The sequence below is a fragment of the Devosia crocina genome (assembly GCF_900116545.1).
GTDB lineage: Bacteria > Pseudomonadota > Alphaproteobacteria > Rhizobiales > Devosiaceae > Devosia > Devosia crocina.
Map to the genome: position 1 here is coordinate 27,380 of NZ_FPCK01000002.1, position 26,142 is coordinate 53,521.

Below are 26,142 nucleotides of genomic sequence, written 5' to 3' on the forward strand. Positions count from 1 at the left end.
CCCTCTTTAACCGAGTCTCGGCGCGGGCGCAGTGGCGCGCCGCGGTGGGTGATCGGATGAGAATGGAACGCGTTCAATTGGAGAACGATTCTTCAGGAGATGAGGGTGACGTGAGGCAGAATGTTCGAGCATTTTCTTGAGGCGCAGGAACCCGTCTTCGAGGCAGCACTGGCCGAACTCGCGGCCGGTCGCAAACGGAGCCACTGGATGTGGTTCGTCTTTCCCCAGATTCGCGGCCTCGGCCGCTCGCCCATAGCAGAACGTTTTGCCCTCCGTGGCAGAGGCGAGGCGACCGATTACCTCGATCATCCTGTGCTGGGCGAACGGTTGCGCAGCGCTACTCAAGCGGTGTTGCGTCATCGCGGAAAGACCGCTCACGACATATTCGGCTCGCCTGACGATCTGAAATTCCGGTCGTCGATGACGTTGTTTGCGCATGCGGCGCAGGAGGAGGCGCTTTTTCGCGATGCGCTTACAGCATTTTACGCGGGCATCGAGGACGCGGAGACTGTCCGCCGGCTTCTCTGAGGATCAGGCGAACGAAACTGCGGCCTGCGGCATTGATCTGCACCGGACGAACAAGGAGCACTTCAATGACCGAGGTCAATTACGAAATCGTCGAACACAATGGCGGCTTTGCCTATCGGGTGGGCGATGTGTTCTCGGAAACCTTTGCCACTCATCAGGACGCGCGCGACGCAGCGCAGAAGGCGGCCCAACGCCAGCAGCTGAGCGGCGAAGATGAAATGATCCAGTATCAGGATAGCGAGGGCAACTGGCACGAGGAGATCGCGTCAGGTGAAGAACGTCCCGAAGCCGAGGTGACGGACGAGCTCCCCGAAACGCTTGAGGCGCGCGACAAGAACGGCGAGATCATCGACGAGCGCTCCGTCCCCGACCTCGACCGGGCTCCGATCCACCTCTCGACCAAGAGCTAAATCCGTTGGAGAGACGATGTTGGCCGTCACGCTTTAGAGCGAAGCGGCCACCTTCGTCTGTTTCCAGCAGACCGGAATGACGTTGCGGTTGGGCCGGGCCATGGCTCTGTAGGCTGCGTCGGCGAGACGCGTCCACCGCGCCGTCCCGGCAGCAGACCGGCGTACGGCGGAAGCACATGGGCAGCTGCAAAACCAGTTTGCGAGATATTGCCGCAACAGCCGCCGAAGCGCTGGACCGGACTTAGCGAGGGCGCCGGCCCACGATCTTCATAGGCGGGCATGGCCAAGATATACCCGTTACCGTGCGGTCACTTTTGCCACATGGTGGCGGCCGACGGGAATGATGAGGGGCGTGTTGGACACGGGGTCGCGCAGGATGTGGGCGGTGAGATGGAAAACGTCGTGGACGACGGCTTCTGTTATGATCTCGTTCGGCTGACCCTCGGCGATGATGGTGCCGGATTTCATGGCCACGATGTGATCGGCATAGCGGCAGGCAAGGTTCAGGTCATGCAGGACGACGACAACCGTGCGGCCGCCAGTCTTGACCAGATCGGTGAGAAGATCGAGGACTTCGACCTGATGGTTTATGTCGAGAAAGGTCGTCGGTTCGTCCAGAAGCAGAAGATCGGTTTGCTGGGCGAGGGCCATGGCGATCCAGACGCGCTGGCGCTGGCCGCCGGATAGTTCGTCGACCGGGCGGTCGGCAAAGGCGGCCATGTCGGTGGCGGACAGGGCTTGAGCGACCGCGGCATCATCTTCAGATGTCCAGCGCCGGAACCAGCCCTGATGCGGATACCGGCCGCGCCCAACCAGATCGGCAACGGTGATCGCCTCGGGTGCGATGGGCGATTGCGGAAGGACACCGAGGAGGGTCGCGACCTCGCGGGTCGGCATCTGGTGAATGGGCTTGCCATCGAGGTACACAGCGCCCCTACTCGGCTGCAAAAGACGGGCGAGGCCGCGCAGCAGCGTGGACTTGCCGCAGGCATTGGCGCCGACAATGACGGTTAGCTTGCCCGCGGGAACGGTGAGATTGAGATCGGTGACGATTTCGCGCTCGGCATAGCCGAGGTGGAGGCCGGCGGCCATGAGCTGGTGATTGCGGGTCATATGCGTTGCACCTCTAATTCACCCGACCCGAGCGGCCGGAGGCGATCAGCAGCCAGATGAGAAATGCGGCACCGAAGCCCCCCGTAACGACGCCGGTGGGCAATTGCACCGAAGCCAGCGCGTGCTGGGCGGCAAGATCGGACGCCAGCATAACGAGTGCTCCCACGAGAGCTGCCTGCGGCACGCCCCGCCCTGCCCCGCCCATCAGGCGCCGGGCTATCGGCCCAGACACAAAAGCCACAAAACCTACCGGCCCCACCGCCGCCGTCGCAAAGGCGGCAAGCGCCACTCCGACGAGCATGAGACCGAGCCGGGTGATCTCCACACGTGTGCCCAGCGCATAAGCAGTGTCGTCGCCGAGCTCGAGGCCATCGAGTCCGCGCACCAGGGCCAGGAGAAGCGGCAGCACCAGCACCAGCATCGTGGCGAGCACGATGGAATCCTCGGGGCGAGCTGCGTTGAGGCTGCCGACAAGCCAGGCCATGGCCTGCTGAACTTCGAACAGGCGCGCGCGGGTGAAGAGATAGGAGATGACAGCGCTGAGCATGGCGGCGGTGGCGATGCCGATCAGGACCACGCGATAGGCTGTGACGCCGTTTCGCCAGGCGAGCAGATAGATTGCGAGGGCGGTGAGCATAGCCCCGGCAAAGGCGCCTAGCGATACGGACAGGCCCGACCAGCCCAGGATGATGATGCAGAAGACCGCGGCTGCGCTGGCGCCATGGGCAATGCCGATAATATCGGGACTTGCCAGAGGGTTACGGAGGAGCGTTTGGAAAATGATTCCGGATAGGCCGAAGGCTGCGCCGGACAGAAGCGCGAGGCAAAGGCGCGGCAACCGGACCTGCAGCACGATGAAATCGACGCTGCGATTGGCCGATCCGGTCAGCGGCGAAAAGAGCGACTGGACGACATCAAGCGCGGGCACCGGAAAGTCGCCGAGCAGCATGGCGGCGGTGCAGGCCAGAAGAAGCGCAGACAGCAAGCCGAAGGTAACGCGGCGTGCATGGCTCAGGCGTTGGCGGCGAACGATTGCGATGGTCTCGAGCGACAAGATCGTCATCAGAGGGCTGCCAGCTTGCGGCGCCTGACGAGGGCTATGAAAAATGGCGCGCCGAGAAACGCCGTGACGATGCCGACCTGAACTTCGCCCGGAGGCGAGATGACACGGCCGACAACATCGGCACCCAGAAGAAGGATCGGCGCCATAAGCATGGAATAGGGCAGGATCCAGCGATAGCTCGGACCCGTGATGGCGCGAGCGACATGAGGCACGGTGAGGCCGACAAAGGCGATCGGACCGGCAGCGGAGACGGCCGCCCCGGCCAGAATGACGGCGGCAAGACCAGCGAGCCCGCGAGTGAGACCGATGCGTTGCCCCAGGGAGCGGGCGACGTCTTCGCCCATGCTCAGCCCATCCAGGAGGCGCGCCGTGAGGAAGGCCAGGGCGGCGCCGGCAAGGATGAAGGGGCTGACCTGAAGCGCGATATCCATGGATCGGCCGGCAAGGGAGCCCACCTGCCAGAAGCGGACTTCATCGAGGGTGCGGGGGCTTGTGAGCAGGATGGCGTTGATGATGGCCTGCATCACGGCAGTCATGGCAGCTCCGGCAAGGGCGAGCTTGATGGGGGTCGCGCCCTCCCGGCCGAGAGCGGCGATGGAATAAACGACCAGCATGGCGGCCCCGGCGCCGATAAAGGCAAGCCAGACATAGGTGGTGAGCTGGGTTATGCCGAAAACGGCGACGCCCACAACGACGAACAGAGCGGCGCCGGAATTGATGCCGAGGATGGAGGGATCGGCCAGCGGATTGCGCGTGGCGCCCTGAAGCACGGCGCCCGCAAGGCCCAGGGCTGCACCAACAAGAAGGCCGACAAGGGTGCGCGGCAGGCGCAGATCCCAGATGATCCGATGTTCGGTGGCGGCGGGATCAAAGGAGAAAAACGCTGACCAGACCATGTCGTATGGGATGGCACGCGCGCCGGTGGTCAGCGAAAGGATAGCCACTGCGAGCAGCGCCATGGCTAATCCGGGCAGACCCAGCATGAGCCAGGCCTGCCTTGTGCGCTGATGGAGAGATGGGGTTGCCATCGGTCAGGGTACGACGGAGGCGTCAGCCGCGTCGATCACCTCCGTGAGCTTTGCGAGTTCACGCGCATAGGCGGCATAATTGCGGAGCCAGAAGGCGGGCCAATCGGCAACCTGACCGGCGGCGGCGCCAGGATTGAGCGTCCAGGTCGGCTGCGCAAGGGCTGTTTCGAGCGTTGCAGCGGAGCGATTATCGACCAAGATCAGATCAGTTGGGTACTTATCGGCATTTTCCCAAGAGACGGTCTCGAAATAGTTGTTGCCGGCGCTATCGACACCCCCGGGTGTGATCAGATCGAGACCCCAGGATTGCAGATCGAGCAGTTCGGCGGCGCCGGCAGGATCGGCGAAATAGATAGCGTCGTTGCCTGCATAAACGGCGACGGCCTTGAGATCGGGTTTGGCGGCAGTAGCCGCTTCGAACGCGGCGCGTGCGGTTTCGAATGCCGCCTTGTCCGCAGCTATCGCGGGCGCATCCAGATCGGCTCCGAGGCTGGCGGCAAGAGCTTCGTAATCCTCGATCATGCCGACGATGGAATTGCTGGCGGCAACGCCGGTGATCGGTGCAAGGGGAGAAAGCGTTCTGGCGATATCGGCGCCGCCTGACCAGGCGCTGTTGCGATCCCACCATTCCGCGACGATCAGGTCCGGCTCGAGCGCTGCGGCCTTCTCGATATCGACTTCGCTCCAAGCGGTGCCGATGATCTCGATGCCGGAGAGGTCGAGACCTTCGAGCGCCTTTGCAGCTTCTATCGCGCTGTCGGCATAGATGCCGACCGGGCGAATGCCAAGGGGAATGAGGCCTGCGGCTGCATCCTGGTGGGCGATGATCCGTTGCGGGCGTGCGTCGAGGATCACCGTTTCGCCATCACCACCGGTAAAGGTCCAGTCCTGTGCATGGGCCGGCAGTGCGCAAGCAAGGAGTACGACGAGCGCGGCGGTGGATAGACGCGTGAACATGATCTCTCCCAGGCTGAAAGCGGTTTCTGCCCGGCTAAAACTGATCGGTCAAGTCATGTTTGCTCTTCGACGGCTCGGCCGCTGCACAACAGGGCTGTCAATGCTGGGTCAGGCCATGTATTGCCTGATTATGAGTGACCAGACATCCAGCGCCGGTGCAGCAACGCAGCCGAGTGGCGATCCCGAACTGCTGCTCGGGCGGGTGGCGACTTATCGTGCCCAAGGGACGCCGATGCCTGCTCGCGCTTTCGGGCCCAGGGGCGAGGGTGTACATGCTCATGCCGGTCCCCCGGGGCGCGTGAGGCGTCCATTGCAGCCGCTGTTCGCGATCTAGAATGCGAAAGGTTGCCTGGATCATCGGTGGCGGCTCGGGCATCGGTGCGGCAGTGGCGCGGCGCCTTGCGGCGGAAGGGTTTGTCGTCGCCATTTCAGGACGGCGGGCGGACAAGCTCGATACAGTTGCGCGGGAGCATGCCGATATCCGCCCCTATGTGCTCGATGTCACTGACAGGCTAGCAACTGAAAGGGTGGCGGCGCAGGTCGTTTCCGACCTGGGGCGGATCGACGTTTTTTTGTTCGGCGCGGCGGCATGGCAACCAATGCCGGCCGGGGATTATGATTTCGACAAGTTCAACGTGATCGTCGACACCAATTATCTGGGTCTTGTGCGGCTGGCCTCGCCGGTGATCGCGCAGATGCGCCGGCAAGGCGGCGGGGATTTTGCCGTCATTTCCTCGGTAGCGGGGTATTTTGGCTTGCCTCGGTCGGGAGCCTATTCTTCCACCAAGGCCGGATTGATCAGCCTGCTCGAGACGATGCGGACCGAACTGGCGGGAGATGGCATCAAGGTGCGGATGATCGCGCCGGGTTTCGTCGTATCCGAATTGACGGACAGGAACGAGTTCCCCATGCCATTCCTGATGGCCACTGACGATGCTGCGCGCCGCATCGTCGAAGGGCTGCTGCGATCGCAAAGGTTCGAGATCGCCTTTCCCAAGCGAATGGTTTGGCTGATGAAGACAATCCGGTGGCTTCCTTACCCGGTGTTTTTTGCCCTGATGAAAAGGGTATTGCCGAAACAGTAGTCGACTTAGTTCGGCTTCCGGTATTGGTAGATACCGACGTCAATGCATCCTTCTGTGAAGCCGGCTTCGCAGTAGCTGAGATAGTAGACCCATTTGCGCTTGAAGACCTCATCATACCCGAGGGGCGCGATAACGGGCCAGCGTTCGAGGAAGCGTTCGCGCCAGAGTTTCAGGGTCTTGGCGTAGGAAAGTCGGAAGTTTTCGACGTTTTCGAGGACGAGGCCGTATTGCTCGCCAAACTCCTTCATCACTGTCTTGGTCAGCAGCATGCCGCCGGGGAAGATATAGCGCTGGATGAAATCGGGGCCAGAACGATAACCGTCGAAATCGGCTTCGTTTATGGTGATCGCCTGGATTGCGGCGGTGCCGCCGGGCTTGAGACGGTCGTGCACGGTTTGAAAGTAGCTGGGCCAGTTGTCCTCGCCCACCGCTTCGATCATTTCGATGGAGCCGATATGGTCGAACTGGCCTGCGGTGTGGCGGTAGTCTTCGAAGACCAGAGTTGCGAAGGCATCGAGGCCCTGGCGGGCAAGGCGCGCCTGTCCATATTTGAGCTGTTCGGCCGATAGGGTGATGCCCCGCAAATGGGCCTGATAGTCCCGCGCAACCGTCTCGGCGAAGCCGCCCCAGCCGCAGCCGATTTCGAGAACTGATGACCCGGGGGTAACACCGGCCATGTCGGCAACACGGCGATATTTGGCGCGCTGCGCATCTTCAAGGCTCTGATCGCCCGAGGCAAACAGGGCCGAAGAATAGGTCATCGACGGATCGAGCCACTGACCGTAGAATTCGTTGCCGAGATCATAGTGTTCGGCGATGTTCTTGCGCGAGCCCTCGAGCGTGTTGCGGCGCGAAATGTGATAGTGCAGGTCTGCTGCCGCGCGCCGGAAGAACCCCTTATTGGCGCTATCAAACATCCGGCGGTTCTGGAGGAAAAACCGGAACAGGGCGGTGAGATCATCAACCTCGATATCGCCATTCATGTAAGCGGCGGCAAAGCCGACAGTGCCGCGGCGCATGGCCTGGCTGATTACCGAGAAGTTTTTGAGCCTGAGGACGGCGTGTTCGCCGGTCTGGGCGTTGCCCAGCGTACGAGTGCGTCCATTGGGCAGGATGACCGTGACAGCGCCGAACTGGGGCTTGCCTACGAGGGCAACGCCGATCTTCTCGACTGCCATGGACGCGAAGCGAGTCCAAAGCGTTGGGCCGGTATGGGTATGTTCTACTGCTAACTTACTCATGCGCCGCTACATCCAACTATCGCGATGCTGACCGACGCAGCGCATGATCTTGCGCAAGCCGAGCGTCGGAGGCACGCCCTTGAGCTAAAGCAGCAGTGCTTCCCAGTGGATGCCTACCAATACTTTAACGGTGATTAACGGATATGCAAGCAGCACTTTGGCGGGCGCGGCAACACGGATATCGTGACGCTTGCCAGAGTATTCCGGACCACATGGAGCAACAAAAAGCTGAATTGTTTGAAAGAGATGATCCGCGAAATCTCCACCAACGATTCATGCAGTTCGAGCGCCTCCAGAACGGAAAAGATGCTTGCAAGGGCAACCGAGACGATGACCGCGCGGTAGGAGCAGGCCGAGGAGAGACAGGCCCGGAGAGCAAGCGCTGAAAAATTAGCGCGGAATGCGGGCGATGTCGGTCAGGCGAAACTGGACCTGCTCGCGGCCCTGGTAATGATCCAGCGAGAGGCTGCCCGCAAAATGCAGGGGCTGGTCGTTGTCGCGCAGGAGCATATCGCCGAGCGGCGTGCCGGCAGCGCGAAAAGCAATGGCCTTGAGCTTGGCTCCGTCTTCTGAGGCCAGCGAGAAGCTGACATGGCCTCCCTTGCCCACGACTTGCGGGAAGCGGGCGCGATGGGCGGGGAAAGCAAAGACCGGCCCTGGATTGCCTGAGCCGAAGGGCCCTGCCCGCTCGATCTTGTGCAGGAGATCGACACTAGCACCACGGGCGGTGAGTGCTGCATCGATCTTGAGAGCGGAAGCAGCACGGGCAGCCCCGACGCTTTGCGCGAGGTGTTCGGTAAGAAATGACCGGAAGCGTCCGAGATCGCCTGGGCGCAGGGAAACGCCGGCTGCCATGGCGTGCCCGCCCCCCTTGGGAACAAGTCCCGCCTCCACCGCCGCGATGACGGCGCGCCCGAGGTCGACACCGGGAACGGAGCGGCCGGAGCCGGTGCCCGTGCCATCGGGATGAAGCGCGATCGCGAAGGCGGGTCGCTCGAACCGCTCCTTGAGCCGAGCCGCTATCAGGCCGACAATGCCGGGGTGCCAATTGGCGGAAGCCAGAACCAGAACGGGCGGGCCCTCCCCGCCCCCGATCTCTGCCTCTGCCACCGCTGCCGCCTCTTGAACCGCTTCGACCTCGATGCGCTGGCGTTCGGAATTGAGTTCGTCGAGCTTGGCGGCGATCACGAGGGTCTGATGTTCATCATCAAGCGCCAGCAGCTGTGTGCCCAGCGCGGCATTGCCGATGCGCCCGCCGGCGTTGATGCGCGGTCCAATGAGAAAGCCGAGATGATAGGGATTGAGCGGCCCACTGACGCGAGCGGCAAGCGCAAGGGCGGCAATGCCCCTGTTATCGCCGCGGCGGGCGACCTCGAGCCCGCGAATGACGAAGGCGCGATTGAGCCCCACAAGGGGCACGACATCGCAAACGGTGCCGAGCGCCACGATATCGAGAAGGCGCAAAAGGTCCGGCAGGCCCGTGTCACCCCGCTGGCGCAAGGCGCGATTGACGGCGACGAGGACCATGAAGGTGACGCCGGCAGCGCAGAGATAGCCGAGGCCGGAGATATCATCGGGGCGATTGGGATTGACCAGAGCATTGGCCGGCGGCAGGTCGTGGTCGGACAGATGGTGGTCGATCACGAGCACATCGGCGCCGCGGGTGCGGGCATGGGCGATGGGATCATCGCTGGTGGTGCCGCAATCAAGCGTCACGATCAGGGTGGCGCCAGCATCGATGAGCTTGTCCATGGCGCCGATATTCGGGCCGTAGCCTTCAAAGATTCGATCAGGGATATGGACCTGCGGCACGATGCCGAAATGGCCGAGATAGCGCGCCATCAGCGCGCAGGCGCTGGCGCCATCGACGTCGTAATCGCCGAAAAGCGCGATGGATTCCTTGTCGGTTATGGCCTGGGCGAGGCGTTCGGCCAAGGCGTCCATATCCGTCAAGGTGGAAGGATCCGGCATCAAGGCGCGGATGGTGGGCTCTAGATAGGCCTCGGCCGCATCGATATCGACACCACGACCGGCGAGGATGCGGGCGAGAATATCGGGAATGCCAGTGCGCTGGGCAATGGCGGTTGCGATACGGGCGCCGGCAACATCGAGCCGATCGACCCAGGCGCGGCCTTGCACCGATTGGGTCACGTCAAGGAAGTTGCGGCGAGTTTCCAGCATGAAGGTGGTGTTAGGCGAATTCGCGGGAGGGGGGAAGAGGGTGTGACACGCTCTCGATCACGCTATGGAAAGGCCCCCTCACCCGTCTTGCCTCCTGTCTCCGAGAGGGAGAGGAACAGCACCGCATTCCTGGACGAAACCTCTACCTGGCGTGCCGCGCCTTAATCCATCTTGTGGTCTGGCTCCAGGAGCGCATGACGACGGTGGAGGTTTCGATGGAGCCGCGGCGGAGGCGAACGCCTTCGACAAGGGACCCGTCGGTGATGCCGGTGGCGGAAAAGAGGACGTCGCCGGCGGCCAATTCATGCACGGAATAGATGCGGTGTAGATCGGTGATGCCCATTTCGCGGGCCTTGGCGCGCTTGTCGGGCGTATCGAGGATCAGCTTGCCCTGCATGTGTCCGCCGATGCAGCGCAGGGCCGCTGCAGCAAGGACCCCTTCGGGCGCGCCGCCCGAGCCAAGATAGATATCGACGCCGGTATCGGCCGTGTTGACGGCGTGGATAACGCCGGCAATGTCGCCATCGCTGAGGAGCTTGACGGCCACGCCGGCGGTGCGCAGTTCTTCGATCAGACCCGCATGGCGGGGGCGGTCGAGGACGATGGCGGTAATCTCGGAGATCGGAACACCCTTCGCCTTGGCGAGCGCCCGCACATTTTCAGTGGCCGACCATTCGATGCTGACTGTCTCGGCTGCGTATTCGGCGCCGATGGCGAGCTTGTGCATGTAGACGTTGCGCGCGACGTTAAGCAGGCCCCCACGCTCGGCCATGGCGAGGACGACGAGGGAGTCGGGCTGGTTCTTGGCGCAAAGCGTGACGCCTTCGAGCGGATCGACCGCGATGTCGACTGCCGGCCCCTCCCCTACGCCGACCGGCTGACCTACGAAGAGATCATCGCACTCGAATTGCTCGCCCTCGCCGATCACGATCCGCCCGGCAATTCCGACGGTGTCGAGTTCCGCCTTCATGGCACTGACGGAGGCAAGATCGGCGGCCATTTCATCGCCCTTGCCTCGCCACTCGGCGGCAGCAATGGCCGCACGTTCAGTGACGCGGACCATTTCAAGGGTCAAGGTGCGGTGGAGGTTGGCCGGCGTTCGTGCGTCGTCGACCTTGCTGAGCTTCATGTCACCAGTCCCCAAGGGCCAGACGCCCAGGGGCGTCACAGCATTTCGATGCGTATCAACTGCGGTTCGCCAACTATGAACCCATCCTCCGCGATTTGCGCAAGCGCTTCGCGCACGTATGATTCCAAAGTCTGCTGGGTGATCATGACCACGGTGCGCGTCGCCGAGCCATCCGGAGCGACGGCTTTAGCTGTCAAATCGGAACGCTGGATGACAGAGTCGATGGAGATGCCCTTTTCGCCCATGCGCGTGGCGATCGCGGCCAGTGCACCCGGAACATCCTTGGCGGCGAGGCGGATATAAAAGCCGCCTTCATGGGCGCGGGAAGGGGCAGCGCGATAGGGTAGAAGTTCATCGCTCGGCACGCCAAGCGGGGGCACGCGAGTGCCGCGGGCGATGTCGAGAATATCGGACAGCACCGAGGAAGCGGTGGGCGGGCCGCCGGCGCCGGGGCCGGCCAGAAGCAATTCGTGCACGTGGTCGGTTTCAAGCGCCACGGCGTTCATGACGCCATCGACACCGGCAATGGCCGATCCCTTCGGCACAAAGGTGGGATGAACACGCTGCTCGACACCGTCTTCGGTGCGCTCGGCAATACCCAGAAGCTTGATCTTGTAGCCGAGGTCGGCGGCGACCTGAATATCGTGCTGGGTGATGCCGGAAATGCCTTCTACGCGCATCTTGTCCGGAGCGATCTCGTAACCGAAGCAGAGCGTGGAAAGGATCGATAGCTTGTGCGCTGTGTCGAAGCCCTCGACATCGAAGGTCGGGTCGGATTCGGCGTAGCCGAGGGCCTGCGCATCCTTGAGGCAATCGGCAAAGGTGATGCCTTCATTGCCCATGCGGGTCAGGATGTAGTTGCAGGTCCCGTTCATGATGCCGAAGACCTTGGCGATCTGGGCAGAACCCAGGCCCTCGCGCAGAGTCTTGATCACAGGGATACCACCAGCCACTGCAGCTTCGAAGCCAAGCTGGGCGCCGGACTCTTCGGCAAGCTTGGCAAGGGTCACGCCGTGTTTGGCAAGAAGGGCCTTGTTGGCGGTAACCACTGGCCGGCCGATTTCGAGAGCGGATTTGACCGCCGCATAGGCAGGACCATCCTCGCCACCGATGAGTTCGACGAAAAGATCGATGCTATCGGACTTGGCGAGCGCGACGGGATCGTCGAACCACTCGATGCCCGAAATGTCGATGCCGCGATCGCGCGAACGCGAGCGGGCCGCAACCGCCGTCACCTGAAGCTGGCGTCCCAGCTTCTTGTTGAGTTCTGCACCATCCTTCTGGAGGATGCGGACCAGTGTCGCGCCGACATTGCCGAGCCCCGCGACGCCGATACGAAGGGGGCTCTGGGCCTCGGTCTCCCCGAACTCGGCCATTGCCTTGAGAATGCGGGCACGGGTTTCACTGCGCGGCTCACGCCCGTCTCGCAGGTCAAAAACAAAGAGCGGATCACCAGCGACGATGCGCCCAAAACGGGTGGGAGTCCAACCGCGTACGGAAATGAAGGATTCGACGGACTGGCGGAAGGATTGAATATCACTCATGGAGGCGACATCTGCATAGGAATTCGCCTAGCCGTCAATAGGATTTTTGGCCACGGCACGGGGAGGAACCCTTCCGCAGAGAAATGGCTGCCCACCTCACCGCCGACCTGCCGCTATTCTGCCTTGGCAGCAGCAGCCGCCCGTCCGACCTCTGCGGCAACAGTGGGAAATCCCCAGCGCAGGGACACTGGCGTAACAGCGCCGCTGACTGCCATGGTAATGTCCTCGCCGATGATGCGCGTATAGGCACCCTTTGCCACGAGTGGCGAAAGCTTGATCAGGTCCATGGCGAAAAACTCGTCTGTGGACTGCTGATCGTTGAAGAAGCTGAGCAGCATCTTGGCGGGTATGATGTCGAAATTCTCGTAGCTGACATAGTAGGCGATGCCAGTATCGTTGAGGACAGCGCCTTCCGGCGGCGGAGCGGGAACGAGGCCAATATCGGCGAAAAGCTGCACGCGCGGATCACCCTCGAGCCGGACAGCCACTTGTCCATCATTGCGGTTGACGATGTTGGCGAACACAGTGCCCGCAGCGTCGGGATATTTGCCGATCTCCGAAACGAGGAAGGTTTCCGTCTCTTCGACCAATGCTTCGGCCTCGGTCGAAAGACCAAGCGCGCGGCCAGTGAGCGTAACGATATCCTGCCAACTCGCGAACCAGGCGCGATCGGGATAGGCAACCACAGGCGCGATATTGGAGAGCAGTGCATACTCGTCGGGGGTCAGACCGGAATATGGAGCAATGATGATATCGGGAGCAAGAGCAGCGATCGCCTCAATCGGCGGCTCAGTGGCGTTGGGGAGGATCACCGGTATGTCCATGCCCGCTTCAGCCAGCGCCTCTTCGGTCCAGGGCAGGAGACCGTCGGCGCCGCCACCATAGGCAAAAAACGGCATTCCGACCGGTGCTATCCCGAGATCGATCACTACATCCTGCGCAGACCAGCCCCAGGTGACGACGCGCTCGGGCTTGGCTTCGATCACAGTGGAGCCCAGCGCGTGTTCGACCGTCACCGGAAACACATCTTCGGCAAGAACCGGCACGACAAGCAAAGTCGAAAGCAGGACAGCCGGGGCCAAGGCATGAGCGTTCATTGTGTTTCGCTTTCGGTTCGAGTGACGGCATCGGCTGCGCCGGCAAGCACGTCGAGATAGTGCGGGAAGCCCCAGCGCAGCGAGAGTACGCTGGGCGGAGAAACGGAGGCGACCAGTTCCGTACCAACAAGCGCAGCAAGTCCGCCATTGGCAATGGACGGATGATTGGCTGCGTAGGAATTGCCCAGCCAGGCGTCGAGACTGGGCTGATCCTCGAAATAGGTGACGAAGATATCGCCCTCGAGCTCATCGAAGAGCTCATAACTTAGCGAATAGTAGAAGGCGCCGTCTTGAGAGGAGAGCGCATCCACGCTGGGGTCGAGCTTCATTCCGAGATCAGTGAGAAATTCCATGCGCGCATCGAGCGGCGCGTACACGGCCATGGCGCCATCGTAGTCATTGGCGCTGGCGAAAGTCACGTCCCCCAGCGCGGGGTGCTTGTCGAACTCGGACTGTAGCCAGGCTGTCGTTTCGTCGACCAAGGCCTGTGCCTCGGCTTGCTTACCCATCGCCCTGCCGATGGTGATCGTCACATCCTGCCAGGGTGTGGACCACGGTTGGCCCGAATAGGCGACTGTGGGCGCAATTGCGGAGAGCAGCGCGTATTGGTCTTCGGTAATGCCAGAATAAACAGCCAGGATCAGATCCGGCCGAAGCGCGGCGATCCTTTCAAAGGGGATGTCCCCGGTATCTGAAAGGATGACCGGAGGCTCAGACGCCGTTGCCAGGCTATCCTCAATCCAGGGCTGAATACCGTCTTCGCCGCCGCCATAGGACTTGAAGGGTATGCCTACGGGCATGGTGCCAAGGGCGATCACCGCATCCTCATTGCCCCAGCCCCATGTGACGATACGTTGCGGCTCCGCTTCTACGGTCGTTTTGCCCCACACGTGGGTCAGGGTGACGGGAAATTGCTGCGCAGAGGCCTCATGAGGCAGGAGCAGAACGGATGTGAGCAGCAGAAGCGAGGCGAAGCGCATGGGTCATCTTCTGAATGGATATGCCCTGTCCATACAAAAGCGGAGCGCTGCTGTCATGTAATTTTGGTCGTCCCGCATGTCGGGATCAACCCGGTGGAGTAGGCGGGGGCCAGATGCCCCCTACCCTTCCCCCTCGTCAGGCCTTGAGCGGCACGACATTGCCCTGATCGCCCTTGGTGCCGAGCAGCTTCTTGATATTGCGTGCGGCCTGGCGGATGCGCTGTTCGTTTTCGACAAAGGCGAGGCGGATATATTGGTCGCCATATTCGCCGAAGCCAACGCCCGGAGCAACGCCGACGCCGGTTTCCTGAATCAGGAGCTTGGCGAATTCGAGCGAGCCGAGATGGGCGAACTGGGGTGGGATCGGGGCCCAGGCGAACATGGTGGCCTTGGGGACCGGAATGGTCCAGCCGGAGCGACCAAAGCTTTCGACCATGACGTCGCGGCGGTGCTTATAGACCTTGCGCACTTCCTCGATGACGTCGTCGGAGCCGTTGAGGGCGGCGACCGCGGCAACCTGGATGGGCGTGAACGCACCGTAATCAAGATAGGATTTCACCCGCGCGAGGGCTGCGATCAAGCGTTCATTGCCAACGGCGAAACCGACGCGCCAGCCCGGCATGGAATAGGTCTTGGACATCGAGGTGAACTCGACGGAAATATCGATGGCGCCCGGCACCTGCAGGATCGAGGGCGGCGGATCCTTCTCATCGAAGTAGATCTCGGAATAGGCGAGATCGGAGAGGATAAGGATGTCGTTGGCCTTACAGTACTTGACGACCTCGGTGTAAAAATCGAGATCGGCCGTGTAAGCCGTGGGGTTAGCCGGATAGTTGAGCACCAGCGCGATGGGCTTGGGGATCGAGTGGCGAACGCCGCGATCGAGCGCACGCATGAAATCTTCGCCCGGATCGGCCGGCATGGAGCGGACGACGCCGCCGGACATGATGAAGCCGAAGGAATGGATCGGATAGGTCGGGTTGGGCACCAGCACCACATCGCCCGGGGCGGTGATGGCGGAGGCCATGTTAGCAAAGCCTTCCTTGGACCCCAGAGTCGCGACGACCTGGGTCTCGGGGTTGAGCTTCACGCCGAAACGGCGGCCGTAATAGCTAGCCTGTGCCTTGCGGAGGCCAGGAATGCCGCGCGAGGTGGAATAGCGATGGGTGCGCGGATCCTTCACCGTTTCCTGCAGCTTGGCCACGATATGCTCGGGCGTCGGCATATCGGGATTGCCCATGCCAAGGTCGATGATATCGACACCCTCGGCGCGCGCCTTGGCCTTGATCGGGTCGATATGGGCAAAAACATAAGGCGGCAGGCGGCGGATGCGATGGAAGACTTCGCTCATTTTATTCCTCGGAAGGTCCATTTCGGACCCTGATCTGGTCGCGACGCGCGGTGGACGCTGCGCCTCAACTGAAGCGCCGATTATCGCGGAATTATGGTTTTGAACCGGTAAATGTCCCCGGAGGGACCGCAACGATCTATTCGGCTCTTCCCGGCCACCAGGGTGGCCACGCGGGAAGAGCTATCGGGCGCTTGCCGCCGCCGCGGCAAAGGTACCGGCAACAGCAATCACCTTGCCGGCGAGCGGAGCTCCAACCAATGCAACAGTGAATGGAGACACCATGTCTCTTGCCCTTCGAAGGTCATTTTTGTAAGGAATGCAACAATCGACAGGCCGTTCATAAATCCTTCGCAGGGTCTTGTAAATGGCCCCAAGGGCAACAACCTTCGGGGTTCGCGGCGTAGTGTGAGGTTGAGTCTTGAAGCGCATTGCCCTGGTGACGATCGGCACGCAAGGCGACGTTCAGCCCTACATTTCCCTGGCTCTTGCTCTGCAGGAGCGCGGTTACGCCGTGGCGCTCGGGGCGACCGAAGAGTTTGAAGATCTCGTCTCGGGCTATGGGATCGAATTCCACTCGCTGGGCCCCTCGATCCAGTCCTTTCTCAAGGAAACGCGATTCGAAAACGCGATGAGCAGTTCGATGCTCATTAACGGGCCATGGATGCTCAAGCAGGGCCAGCAAATCATCGACACGGCGGCCCGCTCGGGCTGGCGCATGTGCCAGGGCGCCGACGCCGTCATCGTGAACATGAATACGAGCTTTGGCATCGACATCGCGGAAGCGCTCAAGGTGCCCGCGATCATGACGGCGCTGCAGCCACTCAATTCGACCAGCGAATTTCCGCTGTCGATGTATTATGTGGCCGATGATCTGGGCCCGACGCTGAACAAGCTCTCCTATACTGCCGCCACCATGCAGCAGGCCTATTGGAACCTGCCGCGCAACCGGTTGCGCCGCGAGTTGATGGGGCTCGAAGCGCGTAATATGGGCGGGGTTTTCACCAATACGGACGGATCTCCGCTGACGACGCTTTACGCCTATTCGGCGGCAGTGAGCCCGCGCCCGCGCGATTGGCCGAAAACGGCGCTGGTGACCGGCTATTGGAATCTTCGCGATCGCAGCCAATGGGAGCCGACGCCGGAATTCGAGGCGTTTCTTTCGGCAGGGGAAGCACCGGTTTATATCGGCTTTGGCTCCATGCCTTTCGGGGCGGAGCGCAATACGCGCATTCTCAAGGAAGCGGTTTCGCGCTGGGGCGGACGGGCTGTCGTGGCGCGCGGTTGGGGCGGGATCGATCCGCGCGACCTGCCGGACACGATCTTTCCAATCGAGAAAGCACCGCACGACCGGTTGTTCCGTTATGTTAGTGCGGTCGTTCATCATGGCGGCGCGGGGACGACGTCGGCGGGCCTTCATCTGGGGCGTCCGACCTTTGTCGTGCCTCAGGCCATGGACCAGCCCTATTGGGGGCGCCGGGTTTACGAACTCGGCTGCGGACCGAAGCCTGTGCGCCTGCGCAAGCTAACGGCTGAATTGCTGGCTGAGGCGCTTGCGGACCTCAACAGCAACGAATCCTATCGTCGCAGCGCCGCCCAGGTGGCGGAAAATCTGCGCAGCGAGGACGGCACGGACAAGGCCATCAAGGTCATCGAGCGCGTCATGGCCAATTTCGTGCCGCGTGCCATGGCCAAGGCGCCAAGAAAGTCGCGGGCCAAGACGAAAAAGCTTTCGCTCAAGAAGGCGGTTTAGGGGGGCGGTCGCCAGACCGTCAGTAGCCCTCATCCTGAGGAGCGAAGCCTCGAAGGACGGGGGCGTGGCACGCTGCCTCCACTCTCTCGACCTCGTGGTTCGAGGCTACGCTGCGCTGCGCACCTCACCATGAGGTCTTTTCAATAGCGACCAATAAAAGGGCAGGAGACCGGTTGGTCCCCTGCCCTTCTTACATTTCGACGCGCAATTACTGCGCTGGGACGGTCTGGGTGTCGTCAAGAGCCTCGATGCTTTCGCCGCGGTTGTAGGTGGCTTGGTCGAGGATGCCCTGGCGCTTGGCGACGATGGTGGGGATCAGGGCTTGGCCGGCGACGTTGACGGCGGTGCGGCCCATGTCGAGGATCGGGTCGATGGCAAGGAGCAGACCGACGCCTTCGAGCGGCAGGCCAAGGGTCGACAGGGTCAGCGTCAGCATGACAGTGGCGCCCGTCAGACCGGCCGTTGCGGCAGAGCCGATGACCGCGACAAAGGCGATCAGCAGATAATGCTCGAGGCCCAAGGACACGCCGAAGAACTGCGCGACGAAGATCGCCGAAATGGCCGGATAGATCGAGGCGCAGCCATCCATCTTTGTCGTGGCGCCGAGCGGCACGGCAAAGGCGGCATATTCACGCGGCACGCCGAGGTTCTGCTCGGTGATGCGCTCGGTGACCGGCAAGGTGCCGATGGAGGAACGCGATACGAAAGCAAGCTGAATGGCTGGCCAGGCACTCTGGAAATAGCGGATCGGGTTGAGGCCGTGAGCCTGCAGAAGCGCGGGATAGACCACGAACAGGACGCCCAGGAGGCCAATATAGATGGCGGCGGCGTACCAGCCAAGCTGGGCAAGGGCGTCCCAGCCATAGACGGCGACGGCATTGCCCAAGAGTCCAATGGTGCCGATTGGGGTCAGGCGGATGACCCACCAGAGGACCTTGTGGATGATCTTGAGGAAGGAGCGGTTGAAAGCAAGGAACGGGTCAGCGGCGGGGCCGACGCGCAGCGCTGCAATGCCGATCACGATCGAGACGATCAGGATCTGCAAGACGTTGAAGTTGAGGCTGGTGGTGGCGCCGCTGTCGGTGACGCGGGTCGACGCCTGGAGGCCTATGAAGTTAGACGGGATCAGGCCCTTGAGGAAGTCGAGCCAGGAGCCGGTGGAGGACGGTGCGCGGGCCGCCTCCGCTGCGACAGCGGAGTTGAGACCAGGCTGGATGATGAGCCCGAGGGCGATGCCGATGACGACAGCGATGAGCGCGGTGATGGCGAACCAAAGAAGCGTCTGCCAGACGAGCTTTGCCGCGTTGTTGAGTTCGCGCAGGTTGGCGATGGATGCAACAATGGCGGTAAAGACGAGCACCGGCACCAGGGCGCGCAGCAGCGACACGAAGGACGATCCGACGGTCGAAAGCGTTTGCGTCAGCCAATTGGCGTTGCCGGCCGCATCGGGACCCATGGACCGGGCGACGAAGCCAAGGGCGAGACCGATGACCATGGCCACCAGAACCTGGAAGCCGAAATTGGCGTAGAGCGGCTTGGGCGCCTTGGGCGGGCGCGCAGCAGATACGGAAGTGGGTGACATTTTGCGACCTTTGCACTGGCAAGGTCCGCTCAAAAAGTCAGCACCTTGCCTTCATATTGGCCACAACTTACGCCTGCAGCTCCGGTTGCGCAGCGCATGGCGTTCCATTTCCGATAGAGAGAGAAGAATTTTCTATTTCTCCGCCGGGAATTGGAGGATGGAAGTTTTCAGGCGCGAGAGACGGCCAGACTCATTAGCGCGGCAAGGACCGGTAAACCGAAGAGCGCGGCGGCGAAAGACACGGCGAGAACGCCTGCGCCGGGATCGGTCCAGGCGACGTACATCAGGGCAAAACCGGCGAGGGCCGTCATCACGCCGGTGGTCTTGTGCGCCAGTGCCCAGGCGCGGTCGGAGCGAATTGTCCATGGCAGGCGCAGGCCGCCATAGCTGTGCCGCTCGGCATAAAAGAGCACCAGACCAAGCAGCGCCAGAGTGGCGCCCAGCAGAAAACCCTCGCCACGGATGAGGTCGAGATCAGAACCGACGCCGAGAAAAAGCAGGCCGAGTTGATAGAAGGCGGGAACGGCAAGGAGGAGGCTGAGGCCTGGGTCCAGAATATGCCGGGTCTTGGCGAGGTGATTTTTGGTCAGCGCGCGGCCAAGGAGCCAGAAGGCGATGAGGACAGTTGCCTGGATGGCGGGCGCGACGGACAGCGCGATGTCGCGGGGCCAGAGCCAATCGGCATTCGAGGCGTGCCAGTGGGCCTGGAAGAGGAAGGTGGGCGGGATGCGCAGAATGGCCACGACCGTGATCGAGAGCGTCACCAGGAAGATAAGGAGGTGGAAGCGGGTGACGATAGGCATCAGACGTATTTCTCGGGTGTGTTCCGACCCATCACCAACCATCGGCAGTTACCCGGGCGAAGGCCGGCAGCTACTTGAGATCTCAAGTTGGGCCCCAGCCTTCGCCTGGGTGACAGCCGAGTGTGCGATGCACAAAGCGCATGTAGGTTTTTTCAGGCAAAAGAAAAGGGCCGGTTTCCCGGCCCTTTTGCATGATTGGTATCGAACTTAGCGCTTCGAGAACTGGAATGAGCGACGGGCCTTGGCCTTGCCGTACTTCTTGCGTTCGACGACGCGGCTGTCGCGGGTCAGGAAGCCACCCTTCTTGAGCGTCGGGCGCAGGGCCGGCTCGAAGTAGTTGAGGGCCTTGGAGATGCCGTGACGAACAGCACCGGCCTGACCAGAGAGACCACCACCGGCAACGGTGACGATCACATCATACTGGTCGAGACGCTCGACAGCCACGATCGGCTGCTTGACGATGAGCTGGAGAACCGGACGAGCGAAGTACTTGGCGAATTCGCGGCCGTTTACGGTCACAGTGCCCTTGCCCGGCTTGATCCAGACGCGAGCGACGGCGTTCTTGCGCTTGCCGGTGGCATAGGCGCGACCGAGGCTATCGAGCTTCTGCACGTGAACCGGAGCCGAGGAGGCAGCGGGAGCAGCAGCGGAAGTGCCCAGGTCTTCGAGGGAGTTGATGGTTTCAGCCATATTACTTCACCCGGACGTTCTTGGGGTTCATAGCGCCGACGTCGAGCTTGCTCGGGTTCTGCGCTTCGTGGGGGTGCTCGGAACCGGCATAGACGCGCAGGTTCTTGAGCTGGGCGCGGGTCAGCGGGCCGCCCGGCATCATGCGACGCACGGCGTTTTCGAGAACGCGGTTCGGGAAACGGCCTTCAAGCAGTTCGCGCGCGGTACGGTCCTTGATGCCACCGGGGTAGCCGGTGTGCCAGTAAAAGCGGTGCTGATCGAGCTTGCGGCCGGTCAGCTTCACCTTCTCGGCATTGATGACGATGATGTTGTCACCCATGTCCATGTGAGGGGTAAAGGTGGCCTTGTGCTTGCCGCGGAGACGCGAAGCAATGATCGAAGCGAGGCGACCCACGACAAGCCCTTCGGCGTCGATGAGGATCCACTGCTTTTCGATCTCGCTCGGTTTTGCCGAGTAAGTGGTCATGTTGAAATCCCTGGAAAACTCTTGTTTGCGACCACGCTGCGGGAGCGGATCACAGGTTTCGGAAGGGTGTGTATGGGGGATTCTGCAGTTCGTCAAGCAGGTTTAAAAACCGCTTGTTTTTCATTGGGTTGTTGAAGAGGTATAATGATACCGCATATGTGGTTCCTTGTTAGAGGCCCCTCACCCTAACCCTCTCCCCAGAGGGGCGAGGGGATTTGACTGGTGGGTTTTGGATAGATCTGGTCTCAAACTGGATGGCGTTCCCTCGCCCCTTTGGGGAGAGGGTTAGGGTGAGGGGTTGCTCAGCTCTCACCTTACCCGGCGCATGTCCGCGACGTAGGCCGCCGTTGCGCCGGCGAGCATGAACGCGAGGGACTGGTGGCCTACGGCCAGCGAGATCGGAACGCTCATCAGCAGCGTCGTGATACCGAGGACGACCTGGAGCAGCACGAGGATGCCGATGCGGGGAAGCCAGCCATGGACGCCGCCGAAGCCGCCGTCCTTGGCGCGACGCCAGATCAGATAAGCGCAATAGGCGACGATAGCATAGGCGATGCCGCGGTGAATAAACTGCACCGTCAGGGCATTTTCAAAGAAATTGCGCCAGGCGGGCTCCATGACGAGGAGACCCTTGGGGATGACGGCGCCATCCATGAGTGGCCAGGTGTTGTAGCCCATGCCTGCATCGAGCCCGGCAACGAAGGCGCCGGCTGCCAGCTGCAAAACCAGAGCCAGTCCGAGGATAATCGTTGTCGTCAGGTGAAACGGCGTGACGCGGCCAAGCACCCTGCCCGGCTCGAGACTGCGCGCGACGTAAACCAACGCGGCAAAGAGCACGGCGGCGGCAGTGAGATGGGCGGCAAGGCGATATTGGGACACCGAGGTGAGTTCGGAAAGCCCGGACGACACCATCCACCAGCCGAGGAACCCCTGAAAACCCCCGAGGATGAACAGGATGAAGAGCGGCCAGGCCAGTTCGCGCGACAGGCGCTTTCGCACGAGGAACACGACGAAGGGGACGATGAAGATCAGCCCAAGTGCACGGGCTAGCAGCCGATGGAGCCATTCCCAAAAGAAGATGTACTTGAAATCATCAAGGCTCATCCAGGAATTGAGCACGGTGTATTGCGGGATCTGCTTATAGGCCTCGAATTCGGCCTGCCATTCGGCTTCGTTGAGCGGGGGGATGGTGCCCGAGAGCGGCTTCCAGCTCGTGATCGACAATCCGGATTCGGTGAGGCGCGTGATGCCGCCAACAACGACGATCAGCAGGACGAATGCCGCCAGGCCATAAAGCCAGATGCGGACAGGCCGCAACAGATCGCTCGCATAGCTGATCTGTCCGGGTGCGGCATTCTGGTCGGTGGTCACGATGAAATTTCCGGTATCGATGGGGCTGCCGGAGTGGTAGTCCCAGCTTTCGTCCATCGCAACAGCGTAGATGCCGCACATGACTCAACGCAACCGCAAGTTGATCGGCGCTTTTCTCAGCGTCTTGTCGATCGTCGTCTGGTGCGTCCTGGCGACATCGGTCTATCTGGCGTTTCCGCCGGAGCTGCCCTGGTATGTGCTGATCGTCTATTTCATTGTTGCCGGCATGGGATGGCTCTTGCCGGCCATGGCCATCATCAAGTGGATGGCACGGCCGGACGGCGCAGCAAAGAGCTGAGGCTGCTAGTACGCGCCCGTGGTTCGAGGCTCCGCTTGCGCTTCGCGGCTCGCCATGAGGGCCACGGGAAATTTATTCAGCCCGAGAGTTTTCCCAGCATTGTCATCAGTCCACCGCTGGCGAGCACGTCCACATAGCGGCCTTGCTGGAAGAGACCGTTGAGCGAGACACGTGGCAGGGCGGTGAGCTGGTTCAGGTGACGGGGATAGAGGCCGCCAGGGCGTGTGGTAACAGCTGTTCTAAAGCCAAGATCATTGGCGAGACGAAACTCGCGGGGACCACAGGACAGCGGACCACCCAGGGGATAGGAGAAATGGGCCGGTTTGAGGCCAAACTCGGCATGGATCACATCGACCGAGCGGATCATCTCCTGCCGCGCATCGTCTTCCGAGATCTTGGCAAGTTCGTAGTGATTGACCGTGTGGGCACCAATCGTGCAGAGCGGCTCGCCGGCAAAGAGGCGCAGTTCCTGCCAGGTCATGATCAGGTCGCGACACTGCCGCTCCATGTCATAACCGTATTTGGCAGTGAATTCGGCCAGAACGGCAAGACGCTGCGGCTCAGGCAATTTGCGCAAATGCCAATATAGCCGTGAGAACGCGTCCTCCTTTTGCGCGCGGGTGGCCGTGGGGACGAATTCGACCTCGTCGTTTTCAGTGAAGGCCACGGCCTCCTGACGCGCAATAATGTCTTCGATCGCCTGCCACCAAAGCTGGCCGACGCCATCGGCAAAAGCGGTCGGCACATAGAGGGTGAACGGAGCCTCATGCTTGCGCAGGATCGGCAAGGCATAATGGAGGTTGTCGCGATAGGCGTCGTCAAAGGTCAGAACGATAAAGGGACGTGGGCGAGCAGGCGCTGCCAGACGATCGATGGCTTCGTCAAGCGTCACGATATCGGCGCCAAGCGCACGAACGCGTTCGATGACATAGTCGAGAAAGTCGGGCCGGACCTGAAGAATGGCGTTCGGGGAAAACGGCTCCGGCTCCTGAGGCAGGACGCGATGCAGGGTGAAGATCACCCCGCGCGATTGCGAGAGCATGCGAGACAGCCGCGGCAAGCCGGATAGCCAGAGCAGTTCGAACGCAGCGCGAATAGCGGTGTATTTCACTGACATGGCCGCACCTCTGCCCGATCAGGCGGCAACTGCGTCTTCCAGGGTCGAGATTTCTACGCGCGACAGGCCCGCATCGAGAAGTTTACGGCGGGTTTCCTCGGCTGCGTCGGCATCGTCGGTGTCGCGCGTGACGAGGACAACCCGGCCGCCGAGATCGGCGAAGGCAGGCAAGGATGAGGAACGACCAACGCGGCCGGTGAGCACCAGCACCACTTCGTAGATATCGCCCAGCGCTTCAACAAGCGTTGCTGGCTTGGTGGAGGCGCGGTCGATTTGATCCCCCTGCCCCCAGGCAACTTCGGCAAAATTCTGGCCGGACGCCTTTTGCACTACGTCGCCGAAACCGGCCTCGCCCGTGCTGAGATCGGAAATGCCAGGAGCCGAACCGATCCGGCCGCTGCCGGCATCCACGAGCACGACGCTCAAGCCTTTGGCGAGGGCATCGGACACAAGGCTGTCGGCAAGGCTGCGGCCGGGCTCGCCGGTGCCATGATCGGCCAGCAGCAGAAGATGGGTCTTGCCGAGCACCAGATCAGCCGACAGATCGGCGAAGCGCACGGCCCCGGTCAGTGTGCGCTGCGGCTTGGTGACGGGAGCCGGCGCTACTGCGGCGCTGATTTCCACTGCCGCACGAGCGCTGTCCCGCTGGGCGCGCCGATCTGCGAGTTCCTGCAGCAGCATGCGAGCAGACTCTGAAGCGGAGCGGACGGGTTCGCCGTTGGCCCGTACATTGGCATTTGCAGGCATGGTGAAGCCGGCCTGTGGCGCTTCAGTGGATGGCTCCGGCTCTTGCGCAAGCTCGGCATCGGGTTCGGGCTCGATTGCAACGAGTTCAGGAAAGGCCGCTGTGGGCTGTTCAGCCGCAGGAACTGGAGGTGCTGCCTGAACAGCTGGCTCTGGGCGCTCCGCTGCCGCGGGTAAAAACTCGACCGGGCGCAGAGCGCGACCCGACATGAGCTCGCCAAAAATGACGCCGCCTGCCTGAATGGCAAAGGCTACGATACCGACACCTGCAAGGATCAGCGTGGTCTTGGGGAAAGCAGGGGTGACGGAGGGCGCAGCTTCCGTCACGACGCGCACATCCGGCAAGGCAGAGTTGGAGTCGACGCGGGAGGACGCTTCGCTGTAGCGGGCGAGGTATGCCTCCAGGAGGTCGCGCTGCGCCTTCGCTTCGCGCTGCAGACTATCGAGCGTGACGGTATCCTGGGTAGCTGTCGAAGCCGACTGCTTGAACCGGCTCATGTCGGCTTGAAGCGAGGCTTCAAGATCGGCCTCCACCTGCGACTCGGCTTCAAGCGCCGCGGCGACCCGATAGCCTTCCTGGTTGATGCGCGTATCGAGTTCACCGATCTGCGCGTTGAGCGCCCGCACCGTGGGATGACCAGACAGGAGCGTGGCGGAGAGCTGGGCTAATTGCCCCTGAAGACGCGCCTTCTCCTGGCTTAGCTGCTGGATGACTGTGGAGTTGCGCACATCGGCGACGCTTTCGATCGGCTGGCCACGTTCCAGAAGTCCGCGGATCACGGCAGCCCGGGAGGCAGCAGCATTCTTCCGTTCTTGGGCAGAGGTAATCTGCGCTGCGACCGTCGACAATTGCTGGTCGAGCAAGCTTGTGTTGTTGGCACCGACAACAAACAGGTCGTTTTCGACGCGATATTGCGCTACGCGTGCTTCGGCATCGCGCACGGCAACACGGAGCCGCTGGATCTCCTGGTTAAGCCAACCAGAGGCTTCGGCGGTGTCGGAGAGCGAAAGCTGGGCGCGGCGCGCGACGTGAGCATCGGCCACCGCATTGGCGATCTCGGCGGACAATTGCGGATCGGTGGTGCGCACCAGAATGGAAATGATGCGCGAGTCGCGCTGCTGGATGACCGTCATGCGGTCATAAAGGGTATTGAGCACACGCTCTTCGACACTCACCGGGCTTGAGCCACGGCCAATCAACTGCATGACAACGCCGAGAGGCGAGGAGCCGGACTGGCTGCCGTTGAATTCAGGATTGGAGCGCAGATCCAGCCGGTCGATGACGCCGAGCAGTGTATCGCGTGACTTGATCAGCTCGATCTGGCTCGAAACAACGCTTGCATCGCCGACGAGAGCTGCGGGTGCCTGCTCATTGGCGGCACGCACATAAACATTGGAGCGCGGCTCAACGAGTATCGATGCCGATGACTCATAAAGCCGCGGCATCATCATCAAAACAAGAAAGGTCGCACCCAGGATCAGCAAGGTCACGACGATGATGCGCGGGAGCTTGCGGCCTAGCGCGCCGAAGACGGCAGCTACGTCAATTCGCGCGTCGCGCAATGTCGGGGCGTATTCGGTCACGATCTGTCCTCACGATGACCGCAGACTCGC

General features: G+C 61.8%; 22 protein-coding genes and 1 pseudogene. 5 read left to right on the plus strand and 18 right to left on the minus strand.

Annotated elements, in window-relative coordinates; translation table 11 throughout:
* The first annotated feature begins 120 nt into the window (after positions 1-120).
* Both BM364_RS09805 and BM364_RS09810 read left to right on the plus strand, forming a co-directional pair.
* Positions 121-528, plus strand: coding sequence for a DUF1810 domain-containing protein (locus BM364_RS09805; RefSeq protein WP_092424093.1), 408 nt, complete (start codon positions 121-123; stop codon positions 526-528).
* A gap of 65 nt (positions 529-593) precedes the next feature.
* A pseudogene (locus BM364_RS09810) lies at positions 594-830 on the plus strand (hypothetical protein); the annotation flags it as partial.
* Positions 831-1,235: 405 nt separating this feature from the next.
* On the opposite strand, the gene BM364_RS09815 reads toward BM364_RS09810, so the two are convergent.
* The 4 genes from BM364_RS09815 to BM364_RS09830 form a co-directional block, all read right to left on the minus strand.
* The gene (locus BM364_RS09815) at positions 1,236-2,051 is read right to left on the minus strand and encodes an ABC transporter ATP-binding protein (protein ID WP_092424094.1); all 816 of its coding nucleotides are present in this window, start codon (positions 2,049-2,051) and stop codon (positions 1,236-1,238) included.
* Positions 2,052-2,064: 13 nt separating this feature from the next.
* Positions 2,065-3,114 (minus strand): FecCD family ABC transporter permease, encoded by a 1,050-nt coding sequence (locus BM364_RS09820; RefSeq protein ID WP_210186421.1) that lies wholly within the window; start codon positions 3,112-3,114, stop codon positions 2,065-2,067.
* A complete protein-coding gene (locus BM364_RS09825; RefSeq protein WP_210186422.1) occupies positions 3,114-4,073 on the minus strand; it encodes a FecCD family ABC transporter permease in 960 nt (319 codons plus the stop codon). Before BM364_RS09825 ends, BM364_RS09820 begins: the two co-directional genes overlap by 1 nt.
* Before the next feature lie 72 nt (positions 4,074-4,145).
* Positions 4,146-5,099, minus strand: coding sequence for an ABC transporter substrate-binding protein (locus BM364_RS09830; protein ID WP_092424097.1), 954 nt, complete (start codon positions 5,097-5,099; stop codon positions 4,146-4,148).
* A gap of 335 nt (positions 5,100-5,434) precedes the next feature.
* Between BM364_RS09830 and BM364_RS09840 the strand changes: the two genes are divergently transcribed.
* Positions 5,435-6,184: an SDR family NAD(P)-dependent oxidoreductase gene (locus BM364_RS09840; protein WP_092424101.1), complete on the plus strand. Its 750-nt coding sequence runs from the start codon at positions 5,435-5,437 to the stop codon at positions 6,182-6,184.
* A gap of 5 nt (positions 6,185-6,189) precedes the next feature.
* On the opposite strand, the gene BM364_RS09845 is transcribed toward BM364_RS09840, so the two are convergent.
* The 7 genes from BM364_RS09845 to BM364_RS09875 all read right to left on the minus strand — a co-directional run bounded on the left by BM364_RS09845 (position 6,190) and on the right by BM364_RS09875 (position 15,707).
* Positions 6,190-7,425 (minus strand): SAM-dependent methyltransferase, encoded by a 1,236-nt coding sequence (locus BM364_RS09845; protein WP_244542843.1) that lies wholly within the window; start codon positions 7,423-7,425, stop codon positions 6,190-6,192.
* A 390-nt stretch (positions 7,426-7,815) separates the two neighbouring features.
* On the minus strand, positions 7,816-9,606 hold the full coding sequence (recJ, locus tag BM364_RS09850; RefSeq protein WP_092424105.1) for a single-stranded-DNA-specific exonuclease RecJ: 1,791 nt from the start codon (positions 9,604-9,606) through the stop codon (positions 7,816-7,818).
* Positions 9,607-9,748: 142 nt separating this feature from the next.
* A complete protein-coding gene (gene glpX, locus BM364_RS09855) occupies positions 9,749-10,735 on the minus strand; it encodes a class II fructose-bisphosphatase (RefSeq protein WP_092424107.1) in 987 nt (328 codons plus the stop codon).
* 35 nt (positions 10,736-10,770) lie between these two features.
* On the minus strand, positions 10,771-12,111 hold the full coding sequence (locus BM364_RS09860) for a homoserine dehydrogenase (RefSeq protein WP_244542866.1): 1,341 nt from the start codon (positions 12,109-12,111) through the stop codon (positions 10,771-10,773).
* A 281-nt stretch (positions 12,112-12,392) separates the two neighbouring features.
* A complete protein-coding gene (locus BM364_RS09865) occupies positions 12,393-13,376 on the minus strand; it encodes an ABC transporter substrate-binding protein (RefSeq protein WP_092424111.1) in 984 nt (327 codons plus the stop codon).
* Positions 13,373-14,356, minus strand: coding sequence for an iron-siderophore ABC transporter substrate-binding protein (locus BM364_RS09870; RefSeq protein ID WP_092424113.1), 984 nt, complete (start codon positions 14,354-14,356; stop codon positions 13,373-13,375). Before BM364_RS09870 ends, BM364_RS09865 begins: the two co-directional genes overlap by 4 nt.
* Before the next feature lie 136 nt (positions 14,357-14,492).
* Positions 14,493-15,707, minus strand: a complete 1,215-nt coding sequence (locus BM364_RS09875) for an LL-diaminopimelate aminotransferase (protein ID WP_092424115.1) — start codon at positions 15,705-15,707, stop codon at positions 14,493-14,495.
* Positions 15,708-16,125: 418 nt separating this feature from the next.
* Here BM364_RS09875 and BM364_RS09880 point away from each other — a divergent pair, with 418 nt between their 5' ends.
* Positions 16,126-17,457, plus strand: a complete 1,332-nt coding sequence (locus BM364_RS09880) for a glycosyltransferase (RefSeq protein ID WP_092424117.1) — start codon at positions 16,126-16,128, stop codon at positions 17,455-17,457.
* Positions 17,458-17,665: 208 nt separating this feature from the next.
* Here the strand turns inward: BM364_RS09880 and BM364_RS09885 are convergent, their stop codons facing one another.
* The 5 genes from BM364_RS09885 to BM364_RS09905 form a co-directional block, all read right to left on the minus strand.
* Complete coding sequence (locus BM364_RS09885; protein ID WP_092424119.1) at positions 17,666-19,039, minus strand: dicarboxylate/amino acid:cation symporter; 1,374 nt, start codon at positions 19,037-19,039, stop codon at positions 17,666-17,668.
* A gap of 167 nt (positions 19,040-19,206) precedes the next feature.
* Positions 19,207-19,842 (minus strand): SdpI family protein, encoded by a 636-nt coding sequence (locus BM364_RS09890; RefSeq protein ID WP_175528555.1) that lies wholly within the window; start codon positions 19,840-19,842, stop codon positions 19,207-19,209.
* A 207-nt stretch (positions 19,843-20,049) separates the two neighbouring features.
* On the minus strand, positions 20,050-20,532 hold the full coding sequence (gene rpsI / locus BM364_RS09895; RefSeq protein WP_092424123.1) for a 30S ribosomal protein S9: 483 nt from the start codon (positions 20,530-20,532) through the stop codon (positions 20,050-20,052).
* A gap of 1 nt (position 20,533) precedes the next feature.
* The gene (gene rplM / locus BM364_RS09900; RefSeq protein ID WP_092424125.1) at positions 20,534-20,998 is read right to left on the minus strand and encodes a 50S ribosomal protein L13; all 465 of its coding nucleotides are present in this window, start codon (positions 20,996-20,998) and stop codon (positions 20,534-20,536) included.
* Positions 20,999-21,307: 309 nt separating this feature from the next.
* Entirely contained in the window at positions 21,308-22,450 is a 1,143-nt protein-coding gene (locus BM364_RS09905) for a COX15/CtaA family protein (RefSeq protein WP_092424127.1), read from the minus strand.
* On the opposite strand from BM364_RS09905, the gene BM364_RS09910 reads away from it, so the two are divergent.
* Complete coding sequence (locus tag BM364_RS09910) at positions 22,449-22,667, plus strand: DUF2842 domain-containing protein (RefSeq protein WP_175528556.1); 219 nt, start codon at positions 22,449-22,451, stop codon at positions 22,665-22,667. The two genes, BM364_RS09905 and BM364_RS09910, sit on opposite strands and share 2 nt — an antisense overlap.
* A 76-nt stretch (positions 22,668-22,743) precedes the next feature.
* Here BM364_RS09910 and BM364_RS09915 read toward each other — a convergent pair whose 3' ends face one another.
* Positions 22,744-23,784: a polysaccharide deacetylase family protein gene (locus BM364_RS09915; protein WP_092424129.1), complete on the minus strand. Its 1,041-nt coding sequence runs from the start codon at positions 23,782-23,784 to the stop codon at positions 22,744-22,746.
* A gap of 18 nt (positions 23,785-23,802) precedes the next feature.
* Complete coding sequence (locus BM364_RS09920; protein ID WP_175528557.1) at positions 23,803-26,112, minus strand: GumC family protein; 2,310 nt, start codon at positions 26,110-26,112, stop codon at positions 23,803-23,805.
* Between the last annotated feature and the right edge of the window lie 30 nt (positions 26,113-26,142).